Origin of the sequence: Corynebacterium sp. KPL2680 (assembly GCF_040225675.1) — a bacterium.
Lineage (GTDB): Bacteria > Actinomycetota > Actinomycetes > Mycobacteriales > Mycobacteriaceae > Corynebacterium > Corynebacterium rhinophilum.
Window position 1 is genome coordinate 55,966 of record NZ_JBEHFM010000013.1, and the last position, 12,157, is coordinate 68,122.

Genomic DNA, 12,157 nt, shown 5'->3' on the forward strand with positions numbered 1-12,157 from the left:
CGAAATCATATTCCGACCTTAAACCATTCAGGATAGAGTAGGGGCTATGGCTATTTGTTCGCGTCGCATGTTTTTGCTCGGATCCGCTACGACTTTCGCAGGTGCGTACCTCGCGGCCTGCGGCTCAGAACCGCCCGCGGAGATCGCGGCTACGGACATTCCCGTAGGCTCCGGGATCATCGTCGATGGGGTTATCTTCACACAGCCGCAAGAGGGAGAGTTTAAAGCCTACTCCCAAACCTGCCCGCACCAACAAAACCCCATTACAGAAATCGATGGTATGACTGCCACCTGCACTGCGCATCATACGTCCTATAACCTGCAAGACGGTTCGGTGATCGACGGGCCCGGCCGAGACCCACTCAAAGAGTTTGAGGTAAGCCAAGAGGGCGGAAAGGTCACTACCGCGTAAATACCCGCGGATGTCTCACCTTCTACCCGCATGGTTTCACGTGAAACTATGCGGCTTAAGAGGGGTACACGGGAGAAAATTATCTCCACAACCTTTCGTGGAACCACGCGCGACGGTTTACACTTTTGGTCATGCTGCACAGACTCAAAAAGCCGGATCCGCTCATCGTCCTCATTCTTATTGCCGTGGCAATCGCGATCATTGCACCGGCCCGCGGCACCTTCGCTGACGTCTTTGGCAGTCTGACGAATGTGGCGATCGCACTGTTATTTTTTCTCTATGGCGCGCGGTTATCCACCCAAGAGGCGTTGAATGGGCTCAAGCACTGGCGGCTCCACCTCACCATTCTCGCGTTCACCTTCGTTATTTATCCCCTCATTGGCTTGGCACTGCAGCCGCTCACTGGGTTCATTACGGACGATATGTACATGGGGATCCTATTCCTCACGCTAGTCCCGTCCACCGTGCAGTCCTCAGTGGCGTTTACCTCCATTGCCAAGGGAAACGTATCTGGGGCCATTGTCTCTGCCTCAACCTCCAACTTGGCCGGCGTCTTTATCACGCCAGTCCTAGTCATGCTTCTCATGGGTACCGGTTCCGGGCTGCATATCGATACCTCCGTCTTTGGGGAAATCTCCCTCCTACTCCTCGCTCCATTCGTGCTGGGCCAATTAACCCGACGTTGGATAGCGGACCTCGCACAAAGCAAGGCTACAAAGGTGGTGGACCGCGGCTCCATTGCCATGGTGGTCTATTCGGCCTTTTCCAAGGGCGTGGTCGATGGAATTTGGTCCTCCATTTCTGTTTGGGAGATTGTCTTCCTCGTCGTATTCGCTGCGGCATTCGTCATTTTCATGTTGTGGCTGACGCGGTTTATCTCTGGAAAACTGGGGTTTTCTCGCGCCGATACCATTGCGATCCAATTCTGTGGCTCTAAGAAGTCCTTGGCCACTGGTCTTCCCATGGCCTCTGTCATCTTTGCCTCCGGATCGACATCGCTCGGGCTCTTGATTCTCCCACTCATGATTTACCACCAGGTGCAGCTGATGATTTGTTCTTTGTTGGCATCCCGGTACGCCCAGCAGGACGAAGAACAACTACACTAGGTGGCCATGGCTAACTACCTTTATGTACGCACCGAACTCTCCGTCCCGGGAGTGGGCTCAGCGGTCCACCTCGCAGAATTAGAAGAACACGATGCCCAGCGCTGCCGCATGCACCGCATGATCGCTCTGGACCCCGCGGACTCCGTCGTCGGGGTAGCGACCCCAAATAGTTCCACGGGAAACGTGGACAAGCCGCAAGAAATGGTTCCGCACCCCGATACCTACGATGAATTTCCAGACATTAGCGCCCGCTACATGGACCAAGAACAGTTTGACGCGCTGTGGACGGAAGCTACCACCAAGTTTGGGCTTTAGCTAAGCGCGGACTAAAGCACCACGTTCACCAGCAGCATGTAGAAAGCAGTACCGCCGAAGATGGACAATCCGGAATCCCGCTTCCACCTGTGCAGCCCGACGGTGACCAACACACCCAGCAACACTGGCCATAAACCGCCCGTGCCGTCCGCCTGTCCGGCAACGGCATAGACCACCAAGATGGTCATAACTCCCACGGGCATCATCATGCCCAGCAGCGAAAAGAACTCGCTATCCTTCATCCACTTCTTTGCGGAGAAGGAAAGCTCGCGCAATAAAACGGTCACGATACCTACAGGGATAAGGACCGCAGCAATCGCCCCTAAACTGACTCCAGCTGGCATTTAGTTCTCCTCCTTCACGGTCGTGGAGGCAAGCGGCTGCAGCCGCCAGGTAAGCGCGTTATCTACGCGAGGAGAAAGATAGCGAATGATGAGCAACAGGAAATAAGCGCTCAAGGAGACCATCAGCAATTGCCCCGGGGTAATGAAGGCTGCGAGAATGCCCAAGACCGCGGCTGATAGCGGGAGGGACAGATCCTGATTATTGCGGAAGGAGTCCATCGCTAGAACGACGAATAGGGCGACGAGGGCGAATTCCATTCCCTCGACGGAGGAGGGGATTACCTGGCCGGCGAGCGCACCAACGAGTCCGCCACCCACCCACAGAATTTGGCAAAAGATTTGAATACTCAAAATGCGGATACCGGTAGGCCGCTCCTCGCGCGGCAGCGCCGAGACGATGGCATACGTTTCATCCGTGAGGGCATAGGTGGAATAGGCCTTGCCCACGGGGGAATTAATCCGCTTGCGGGGAAACGTTAGCCCATAGAAGATATGGCGGAAATTCACCATAAACCCGGTAAGGAGCGAGGAGAGCGCGGAGACTCCGCCGGTAACCATGGAAATGGCGAGAAACTCCATAGAACCGGCGTAGATGACGATGGAAAATATGGGCGTCCACCACCAGCTAAAGCCGGATTGGACCATCAAGAGGCCAAACGCCAAGCCCAATGGAATTAGCCCGAGAGCCGCCGCCCACGTGTCTTTAATGCCCTTGTGGATTTCCTCGCGCATACGGGTTAGTGTAACCGATCACTTTCCGCCGCCTAGGAATTAATTATCATCCACATTCACGGGATAGGTGGAATACAGCGGCAGGGGCATGGGCTGGCGTTTCATGACATCGGCCCATAGATCGGCCGGGCCTGGGGCCACCACGTCCTGCGCTAGGGCGGGTGCCACGAACCATTCACCGGCCTCGATTTCTTCCTCCAGCTGCCCGGGGCCCCACTCGGCATAACCGGCAAACATGCGCATGCCGGTAACCAGCGGCTCGATATCTTCCGGGTTGGAGCGCAGATCCACGTGCGCTAGGCGCGGTGCAAGGCGGCTGAGTTGTTCTTCTTTATCTGGGTCCACGCCTTGCTTAGTCTGCGCGAGGCCCACGACGGATTGTTGGTTGAGCGGGCCACCGATATACAGCGCCTGCGGTTTAGCAACGACGGGCATCCATTCTGGAAGCACGTTAAAAATGGCCACCTCTGAGCGCTTGGTAAGGTCCACGCCGAAGGTCATCATGTCATTGTGCTCAACCAGCAGGATGACGGAGCGGGCAAATTCCGGGGACAGCATCCCCGGTGCGGACACGAGTAGTTGCCCTGGGGCGGGTTCGTTGCGCTCGAGGGCGTTAAATAATCTATCGGCAAACATCACTGTTTAGACTCCCACCACTGGCGCAACTTCGCAATAGCTTCTTCCCGCTCGAGGGGGCCGTACTCCAAGCGCATTTCCTTCAAATAGGACCAGGCCTGACCCACTTCGGGCCCAGGGGAGAGGCCCAAAATCTCCATGATCTCGTTGCCATCTAGATCCGGGCGCACCCGTGCGAGGTCTTCCTTGCGGCCGATCTCCGCAATTCGCTCCTCCAGCTGGTCATAGGTGCGCTGCAAGCGGCGCGCCTTTTTCGCATTGCGGGTAGTGCAATCGGCACGCACCAGCTTGTGCAGGCGGGGGAGAAGATCACCCGCGTCGTTAACATAGCGCCGCACGGCAGAATCGGTCCATTGATTTTCCCCAAAGCCGTGGAAGCGCATGTGCAGGTAGACCAACTGACCAATATCTTCCGTCGTGGCCTTGGGGTATTTCAGCTTCCGCAGCCGCTTCCGCGTGAGCTTGGCGCCCACCACTTCGTGGTGGTGGAAAGAAACCTTGCCGTCGGTGTTATCGAAGGTATCGGGCTTGCCGATGTCGTGCAGCAATGCCGCCCACCGCAATACTAGGTCGGGGCCGTTTTCTTCTTGATCCATCGCCTGGCGCAGTACCTTCAACGAATGCGCATATACGTCCTTGTGCTGTGCGTGCTCGTCCGTGGTCATGCGCAGGGCAGGGATCTCCGGGAAGATGTAATCCGCAATCCCGGTATTGACCAACAGGTCGATGCCATCCCACGGCGCTTTGCCGCACATGAGCTTATCCAGCTCCACTTGAACGCGCTCTACCGTAATGCGCTGGATCTCTGCCGCCATATCGCGCATGGCAGCAACCACGCGGTCTGCCACGTGAAACTCTAATTGGGACGCAAAACGCGCGGCACGCAGCATCCGCAGTGGATCATCGTGGAAGGAGATTTCCGGTTTATCCGGGGTGTCGAGCACCTTATTGGCCACATCGTGAAGGCCGCCGAGAGGATCGTGGAACTCAAAGGTGGCATCGGCAAGCAGCTCAATAGCCATGGCATTGACCTTGAAATCGCGCCGGACCAAATCGCCTTCCAGGCTATCGCCGTAGATGACCTCGGGGTTGCGGGACTGCCCATCATAGGAATCAGAGCGGAAGGTGGTGATTTCTATCTGTTGGCCCTTGTACACGGCGGATACGGTGCCATAGGCAATGCCGGTATCCCATACCGTTTCGGCCCACTCATCCAGGATTTCCTTGACCACCTCTGGGCGCGCTGGGGTGGTGAAGTCCAGATCATTGCCCAAGCGGCCGAGGAGGGCATCGCGCACCGAGCCGCCCACAAGGTAGAGGGCATGTCCACGCGCGCTGAACTTCTCCACCAGCCCGCTCAATAAGCCACTGAGCGAGTTCACGGTAGACTCCGCGCGCGCAAGAACGCCGATTAACTGAGTGTCCTGAAAATTCACGGGTGAGAGTCTACTACGATTGGCAGGGATGACTAACCAAGAACAAGGCTCCGCGCAAGGCCCCTCCAAAGGAGGCGGCCGTAGCCGTAACCGGCGCCGGCGCCGGCGGCGGCCGGATAACCGCACGCGCCGCACTAACCAGCAGCGCAGGCAGCAACGCGGTGGCAATAATCACGGCACCTCCACCGTCATGGAGACCCGCGATGAGACATCTGCGGGCGGGCTCGTAATCTCTGGGCTCGCCGAGTGCGTCGATGGCAACGGTAAAGCGGACCTGTCCCGCGTCTACGTAGCGCTGATTGGGCGCTTAGACCGCCGCGGCCGTTTATTGTGGTCCATGCCCAAGGGACACGTGGAAAATGACGAGGACAAGGAGGTCACCGCAGAGCGCGAGGTATGGGAAGAAACCGGTATTTCCGGCGAGGTTTTCGCTGACCTCGGCGTGATCGATTATTGGTTCGTCTCTGATGGCGTCCGCATTCACAAGACGGTGCACCACCACCTGCTGCGCTTTGTGGACGGCATCATGAATGATGAGGATCCAGAGGTCACCGAGGTGTCCTGGATTCCCGTTTCTGAACTCATCGAGCACTTGGCGTACGCGGACGAACGCAAGCTCGCGCGCATCGCGCACGATCTCCTCCCAGATCTCGCACGAAAGGAAGCCGACGCAGGGAAAGCGACCCCACGCTAATGCACAAGCGCCTCAAATCACTTGCCGCGGCTGGCGGTTGCGCGGTACTTGCCGGTTGGGGATTGTTCTTACCAAGCGCGGCGGCCCAAATGGACTCTGTTCCGGACGAGCAGATGGATATCCAAGCCTGGTTGGGCGCGCGCGGGCCGGAGCGCGCCGATCTGGATCTTATCGATGCCCAGCCCTTTACCGTAGGCACTGACATGCGGCTGCGCTTCCGCGTGCATAACCCCACCGATCAGCCCTTGGAAGATCTGCAGGTAACGAGCCGCCGCGGCGATAGCGTTGCTGATGCAGCAGAAGCGCGTACGGAAATGGCCACCGGTGATTTTCCTTATTATGGCTCTGGCATGACCACCGCACCGCTGCAGCCAGGTGAAACCCGGGAAATAAGCTTTACCGTGCCCAGTGGCTTAGATGCCGAGCGCACCTTGGCAATCAATGAACCGGGCGCCTATCCGCTGCTATTTACCCTGACCGGTACTCTCGAGGGCGATGCGGTGAGCCTAGCGGAAGAGCGGTTTGTGGCCCAATTCTCCGGAGAAGAGCCGACTGGTGTCGCGGCGGCCGCGGCACCGGAAGAAGCGGCACCAGAAGAAGAACACGACGAAGCCGAAGAGCCCCAACCGCACGATCTCACGGTGGTCTATCCCATCAGCGCGAACCTGGACATCCTCCCCGGCGGGCTTGGGGGAGAAGAGCTCATCTTGTCCTCCGATGAGTTAGGGCACGAACTGCACGAAGGCGGCCGCCTCGATACGTTGGTTTCTACCTACGAGGATCATGACCTGCAGGGGGCCGGCTGTGTGGCCATCGACCCCGCGCTGCTCGATACCGTCAACCGCATGTCGCAAGGCTATACGGTCAATTCCACGCGCCCCGCGCAAGGCGATCGCCCCAAGCGCCTGCGCGATTCTTGGTCGCGGAGCAGTGACGATGACAAAGGAGAGCCAGGCGAGGCAAAAAATGACGCCGAGCGGTGGCTAGAGCGCCTGCGCGAGTTGGATTGTTTCATCGCCATGCCCTGGGCCAATGCGAATGCCTCTGCGGTGGCTAGGGCCAATAATCCTGCCCTTCTCTTTGAAGGTTTACAGCGCGGCAACCAGACCATCGAGCGCATCCTGGGCAAGGCGCCAGCCAGCAATATCCTGGCGGTAGGTTCCGGTTATATTGACCAAAAATTGCCGGTGCCATCCCTGGTTGCGGATAATTCGAACTGGTCCGGCGAGGCCGCGACTTTCGATGCCTCCCTTGGCGCCCTGCTATCCCAAACCGGCTCCAAGCCACAGACGGTTGGTTATTCCAACCCGGAGCTGCGCTATGACTACTCCAAAGATTCTGCTTTGTCTCGCGCCATCACGGGCGGGGCGGCCCTCAGCCTTGCGGGCGGGGAAGATACCGTGGCCAAGCTTCCAAACTACCTTGACCCAAGCGCGGCCGAGCATGCACTCGCCGCCGCGGAAGACCTGCTCAAGTCCGGCCACTCCCGCCCCCGCGGGATCAGCGCGGTGGAATTGCAACAAGGCGATCCCAACGCTCCTACCGGTAGTCCCTTTATCGATCCGGCGGTCTTTTCGGAGCCGGAATTGGCCCGCGTTGAGCAACAGGCGCGCTATACCGATGAGCTGATGAATATCGTGGTCGATGACCCTGATATCACCATGACGCGCTCCGAATTCGTGCTGCCGCTGCGCCGCGATCTCCTCAACTCGTTATCGCTTAATAATCGCGATAGCTTGGGCACCCACGCCGCGGCGCGCGAGTCCTTTTCCCGCACCATGGAGATGCACTCCAATACGCTGCGGGATCTGCGCGATTCTGTCTCCCTCATCCCCCCGGGAAATGTTTATACCCGCGTATCTGAGTCATCGCCGCTGCTCATCGTGGCCGAAAATGGCCTGCCGTTGCCGGTGGAGGCAAAGCTGCAATACGATGCCCCCGATGGCGCGCGGCTCAACACGCCCAAAAGCGTCCGTATTCCCGCTAAGGGCTCTATTACTGTATCCATGACCGCTGATATGCCGAAGGACGCGGATCGCACGGACATTGGGCTGTGGCTGGCCACTCCTAAAGATCAGACCATTTCGCAGCCCATCACTATCTCCGTGCAGACACGTGCCGGTATCGTAACCTTATACGCTGCCGGCATAGCCGGCGCTCTCGTGCTGGTTTTGGCTACGCTCTTTCGGCTTGGCCGTCACCGACGCAAAAATCACAAGGCTGAAAAGTAAAAGTTGAAGTTGTATCCTCTATGACCGAAAAAGATGGCCGCCAGGCCCACCACGCGGAGAAGGCACCTGCGGGCGCGGTAGACCCCACGGATACCGCCCCCAATGCGGAAGAGAACCGTGTCCCGGTTACCGTCGGCGCGCGCGGCCGCATCGTGCGCGCCTCTCCACCCGCACCGGTACCAGAAAAGCGGCCCAAGCCCTCAGTGCAGAACACGACTGTTCCCCCTGAGGAAGATAAGTCCGCGCTGACTGGCCGCAATGCGGAGATCGAGGCCTCCAATCAGGACGTGATCCGCGCGACGGGAACGATGGCCATTGCCACGCTGCTCTCGCGCATCACCGGCTTCCTGCGGCAGATGCTTATTGGCGCCACCCTTGGTGCCACGGTGGGAACGGCCTTCAGTAGCGCCAACCAGATCCCCAACCTGGTCACCGAAATCGTGCTGGGCGCGGTGCTGACCTCACTGGTGGTTCCGGTCTTGGTGCGCGCGGAGAAGGAAGACTCGGACCGCGGCGAAACCTTCGTCCGAAGACTTTTTACCCTGGCGTTTTCCATCCTGGGCATCGTTACCATCCTCTCCGTTATCTTCGCACCATTATTAACGAGGATGATGCTGCCTGAAGATTCCAAGGCCAATGCCGTCCAGGCAACATCATTGGCCTTCTTGCTCTTGCCGCAGATCCTTTTCTACGGCCTTTTCGCCCTCTTCCAGGCGGTCTTAAATACCAAGAATATCTTCGGCCCTGGCGCCTGGGCGCCGGTGATCAATAACATCATCTCCATCAGCGTCCTGCTGGCTTATCGCTTTTTGCCGGGCCGCCTCGACCCGCACGAACCTACGCCGGTGGCGGATCCACACATCATGCTGCTGGGTCTGGGCACCACCACTGCAGTGATTGTGCAGTGCTTGATCCTTGTTCCGTACCTGAAAAAGGCCGGCATCAACCTGCGCCCGAAGTGGGGCCTCGATGCCCGCATCAAACAATTCGGCGGCATGGCGCTGGCCATTATTACCTACGTGGCCATCTCCCAGCTGGGTTATGTGGTCACCTCCCGCGTGGCGGCGTATGCCGATGCCGGTGCGCCGCTGGTGTACCAGAACGCGTGGCTGATGCTGCAGGTGCCCTATGGCGTTATCGGCGTGACCTTGTTGACCGCCATCATGCCGCGGCTTTCGCGCAATGCCGCCGATGGCGATGTCGATGCCGTGGTACGCGACCTCACCTTGGGTACCAAGCTGACCTTCATCGCGCTAATCCCCATCGTCATTTTCATGACGGGCTTCGGCGTGCCCATTGCTCGCGCCCTGTTCCAGTACGGTGCCTACGGCGCGGATAGCGCAGAGCAGCTCGGCCTCACCATCAGTTTTTCTGCCTTTACCTTGATACCCTATGCGCTGGTGCTGCTGCACCTGCGCGTTTTCTACGCTAGGGAAGAGGCGTGGACGCCCACCTTCATCATTGCCGGCATCACCCTGACTAAGGTCGTGCTGACCTTGCTGGCGCCGTTGATGACCAGCAACCCGGACCGAGTGGTTATCCTCCTCGGTACCGCCAACGGCTTTGGCTTTGTCTCCGGTGCGGTCATCGGCGGCTTCCTGCTCAAGCGCAAACTGGGCAGCCTGGGAGGCAAGGCCGTAACCCAAACGGTCCTTTGGTCCGCCGGCGCCGGCGCGGTCGGCCTGGTTGTGTCGTGGGCGCTGTACTGGCTCATGCAATTGGTCTTGCCGGAGCAACTGCCTTCGATCGTCTCGCTGGTCAAGGTCGTGGCGCTGGGCATCGTCTTTGTGATTATCACCGGGCTCGTCCTGTCCAAGTCCTCCCTGCCTGAGGTGCAGAACCTGGCCCGCGCCCTCCAGCGCATCCCGGGGATGTCCCGGTTCATCACGGTGGACAGTTCCAAGGCCATCGAGGTCGAGGAACCAGACCTGCAGGAAATCCAGCCGGTCTATACGCAGGATTCCTTCAATGCCACCTTGGTGCCGCCACCGATGTCCGCCGGTATCGTCCGCGGCCCGCGCTTGGTCCCCGGCGCCCCTGTCTCGGACGGCCGCTTCCGCCTCCTGCAGGATCACGGCGCTGTATCCGGCGCCCGGTTCTGGCAGGCCCGCGAACAATCCACCGGCCGCCTCGTGGCGCTGACGTTCGTCGATACCAATACCCAGGCGCCCATCGCACCATCGACGCCCACGGTCTCGGCCCGCCGCTCCGCCGAAATCTCCCGCAATACGCGGCGTTTGGCCGAGCTCAACCTGGAGACCATGGCGGATAATATCGAGATTTTGTCCTACCGCACCGGCTGCCTGGTGGTGGCGGACTGGTTTGAGGGCACCTCCCTCAAGCAGGTGGCAGAGGCAGATAACCTCGACCCCAATTCCGTCGCCCGCGCTACCGCGCCGCTGTTTGCCGATGCCGCCACGGCCCACGACGCCGGCCTCATCCTCGGCGTGGAACACCGCGACCGCTTCCGCGTATCCACCTTCGGCATCGTCAAGGTTGCCTTCCCCGCAGTGCTGGATGGGACGTCTGCAGAAAGCGACCGCGAGGCCCTCAGCTCCGCGCTAAGCATGCTGGTCGAATCCACCGAACCATCGCCGAAGAAGCTGCGCGATATTTCCGATGACGCCAATCTCACCGCCGACGAGGCCGCAGAGCGACTCGAAGCAGCACGGCTGGCCTTCGATGCCGCGGATGCAGAAACCCGCGAAGAAAAGTTGGAAGAGCTGCAGGAGGCGGAGGGGCTGACCTCGGCGGGCATCGCCAAGCGCCTGCGTGAATTCGCCCCAGAAGAACAGGAAGAAAAGACGGAGGCCCTCCCCGTGGTCGTTGAAGATGAACCCTCGCAGGAAGAGGATCCGAAGCAAGAACCAGGCTTTGGTGGCCGCGGTTACTCGGGTTCCGGCGTCGTGGTCATCGGCATTTTCGCCACCATCTTCGTCGTGGGCATGGCAGCGCTGACGACGTGGGTGATGTCCCTGCTCAGCGATGTGGAAAAGACCGGTTCCGTTACCGAAACCGTGCAGGGCTCCACGATGATCCCGAATACCCCGCCGGTGCACCTCAAGGAATCTTCCGCTATTACGGTGCCAGACGGCGAGGATAATGACCAGCTTATCGATGGCAAGACGATCACCACCTGGTCCACGAAGGAAACCGGTTCAGGCGTGTTACTTACGCTGGATAACCCGGCCCACCTTTCGGTCATGACCGTGACCCACACCAGGTCCAATGGCGCGCACTATGACATCTACGGCGTCAACAAAGACGATTTCGATCCGGAACACCCGCAGCTGAGTTCCCTTCCCAAATTGGCGGAGGGCAAGTTCAAGCACGCAAACGAGGATTTAGAGTTGAAGGAAACGCCTCGGAAATTCGATGCCGCGCTCATAGTCATCACGGATCTGCCTAAGTCAAAAGAGGTTACACTGGGGGAGGTCCAGCTTGTGGGCCATCCTTAATACCTAGGTCAGCGGGTTGGAAAAAGAAATTTTACTTCAAGTCTTGACTAAAGTGCGTAGTCGAGTATCGTAGTTGATGTTACATCAACAACAACGTTAGGAGAATCAATCATGTCCCTCGCAGCAGGTACCTACACCATCGACAAAGAGCACACCGTTATCGGCTTCGTTACCAAGCACGCCATGGTCACCAAGGTGCGCGGCAACTTCGGTGAATTCGAAGGCACCATCAACGTCGCCGAGAACATCGCGGACTCCACCGCAGAGGCCACCATCAAGGCTGACTCCATCTCCACCGGCAACGAAGACCGTGATGGCCACGTAAAGAACGAAGACTTCTTCAACGTGGAGGAGTACCCAGAGCTTTCCTTCACCACCACCAACGTCAACGTTGATGAGGACGGCAACGGCACCGTCACCGGTGACCTCACCATCAAGGGCACCACCAAGTCTGTCGACCTCAAGGTTGAAGAGGTCGCTACCGCTGAGGACCCATTCGGCAACTTCCGTCTGGGCTTCGAGGCACAGACCAAGATCAACCGCAAGGACTTCGGCATCGACTTCAACGCTCCGCTCAAGACCGGCGGCGTCCTCGTTTCTGAAGACATCAAGATCGAGCTCGAGGTTTCTGCCATCAAGCAGTAATCGCACTTCTTTGAAAACCTTGGGTTCTCACAGCCCCCTGGTTACCAACCACTAAAGCCCGCGCCGCCTCGTGAACTGCTCCCCATTAGTTGGACTGAGAAATCAGTTACCGACTAGTAGGGAGTAGTTTTCTTTGAGAGCACGAAGT

At 58.8% G+C, this 12,157-nt stretch carries 10 protein-coding genes and 1 pseudogene; 7 read left to right on the forward strand and 4 right to left on the reverse strand.

Features of this window, described 5'->3' with window-relative positions; genetic code table 11:
• Positions 1 to 46: 46 nt before the first annotated feature.
• The 3 genes from ABRP66_RS07900 to ABRP66_RS07910 all read left to right on the forward strand — a co-directional run bounded on the left by ABRP66_RS07900 (position 47) and on the right by ABRP66_RS07910 (position 1,833).
• A complete protein-coding gene (locus tag ABRP66_RS07900; RefSeq protein WP_284770800.1) occupies positions 47 to 412 on the forward strand; it encodes a Rieske (2Fe-2S) protein in 366 nt (121 codons plus the stop codon).
• A gap of 131 nt (positions 413 to 543) precedes the next feature.
• Positions 544 to 1,518 (forward strand): bile acid:sodium symporter family protein, encoded by a 975-nt coding sequence (locus ABRP66_RS07905; RefSeq protein WP_284783128.1) that lies wholly within the window; start codon positions 544 to 546, stop codon positions 1,516 to 1,518.
• Between the two features lie 6 nt (positions 1,519 to 1,524).
• Entirely contained in the window at positions 1,525 to 1,833 is a 309-nt protein-coding gene (locus tag ABRP66_RS07910) for a hypothetical protein (RefSeq protein WP_284770798.1), read from the forward strand.
• Positions 1,834 to 1,844: 11 nt separating this feature from the next.
• Here the strand turns inward: ABRP66_RS07910 and ABRP66_RS07915 are convergent, their stop codons facing one another.
• From ABRP66_RS07915 to ABRP66_RS07930, 4 genes are read right to left on the reverse strand one after another with little or no spacing between them, the layout of a single operon-like run.
• Positions 1,845 to 2,177: a branched-chain amino acid transporter permease gene (locus ABRP66_RS07915; protein ID WP_284770797.1), complete on the reverse strand. Its 333-nt coding sequence runs from the start codon at positions 2,175 to 2,177 to the stop codon at positions 1,845 to 1,847.
• On the reverse strand, positions 2,178 to 2,909 hold the full coding sequence (locus ABRP66_RS07920; protein WP_284770796.1) for an AzlC family ABC transporter permease: 732 nt from the start codon (positions 2,907 to 2,909) through the stop codon (positions 2,178 to 2,180).
• A gap of 39 nt (positions 2,910 to 2,948) precedes the next feature.
• Entirely contained in the window at positions 2,949 to 3,545 is a 597-nt protein-coding gene (locus tag ABRP66_RS07925) for a YqgE/AlgH family protein (protein ID WP_284770829.1), read from the reverse strand.
• Positions 3,545 to 4,981: a CCA tRNA nucleotidyltransferase gene (locus ABRP66_RS07930; RefSeq protein WP_284770795.1), complete on the reverse strand. Its 1,437-nt coding sequence runs from the start codon at positions 4,979 to 4,981 to the stop codon at positions 3,545 to 3,547. Before ABRP66_RS07930 ends, ABRP66_RS07925 begins: the two co-directional genes overlap by 1 nt.
• Before the next feature lie 31 nt (positions 4,982 to 5,012).
• Between ABRP66_RS07930 and ABRP66_RS07935 the strand changes: the two are divergent.
• The 4 genes and pseudogenes from ABRP66_RS07935 to ABRP66_RS07950 all read left to right on the forward strand — a co-directional run.
• Positions 5,013 to 5,675: pseudogene (locus ABRP66_RS07935) on the forward strand (NUDIX hydrolase); the annotation flags it as partial.
• Positions 5,675 to 7,906, forward strand: a complete 2,232-nt coding sequence (locus ABRP66_RS07940; protein WP_284770793.1) for a DUF6049 family protein — start codon at positions 5,675 to 5,677, stop codon at positions 7,904 to 7,906. The pseudogene ABRP66_RS07935 and the gene ABRP66_RS07940, both read left to right, overlap by 1 nt.
• A gap of 20 nt (positions 7,907 to 7,926) precedes the next feature.
• On the forward strand, positions 7,927 to 11,364 hold the full coding sequence (gene murJ / locus ABRP66_RS07945) for a murein biosynthesis integral membrane protein MurJ (RefSeq protein ID WP_349838545.1): 3,438 nt from the start codon (positions 7,927 to 7,929) through the stop codon (positions 11,362 to 11,364).
• 111 nt (positions 11,365 to 11,475) lie between these two features.
• Entirely contained in the window at positions 11,476 to 12,009 is a 534-nt protein-coding gene (locus tag ABRP66_RS07950; RefSeq protein ID WP_023024584.1) for a YceI family protein, read from the forward strand.
• The last annotated feature ends 148 nt before the right edge of the window (positions 12,010 to 12,157 follow it).

Excerpts from the sequence above, each read along its gene's own strand:
- ABRP66_RS07900 (WP_284770800.1), top strand. The coding sequence starts at position 47 with ATGGCTATTTGTTCGCGTCGCATGTTTTTGCTCGGATCCGCTACGACT.
- ABRP66_RS07905 (WP_284783128.1), top strand. The coding sequence starts at position 544 with ATGCTGCACAGACTCAAAAAGCCGGATCCGCTCATCGTCCTCATTCTT.
- ABRP66_RS07910 (WP_284770798.1), top strand. The coding sequence starts at position 1,525 with ATGGCTAACTACCTTTATGTACGCACCGAACTCTCCGTCCCGGGAGTG.
- ABRP66_RS07915 (WP_284770797.1), bottom strand. The coding sequence starts at position 2,177 with ATGCCAGCTGGAGTCAGTTTAGGGGCGATTGCTGCGGTCCTTATCCCT.
- ABRP66_RS07920 (WP_284770796.1), bottom strand. The coding sequence starts at position 2,909 with ATGCGCGAGGAAATCCACAAGGGCATTAAAGACACGTGGGCGGCGGCT.
- ABRP66_RS07925 (WP_284770829.1), bottom strand. The coding sequence starts at position 3,545 with ATGTTTGCCGATAGATTATTTAACGCCCTCGAGCGCAACGAACCCGCC.
- ABRP66_RS07940 (WP_284770793.1), top strand. The coding sequence starts at position 5,675 with ATGCACAAGCGCCTCAAATCACTTGCCGCGGCTGGCGGTTGCGCGGTA.
- murJ (WP_349838545.1), top strand. The coding sequence starts at position 7,927 with ATGACCGAAAAAGATGGCCGCCAGGCCCACCACGCGGAGAAGGCACCT.
- ABRP66_RS07950 (WP_023024584.1), top strand. The coding sequence starts at position 11,476 with ATGTCCCTCGCAGCAGGTACCTACACCATCGACAAAGAGCACACCGTT.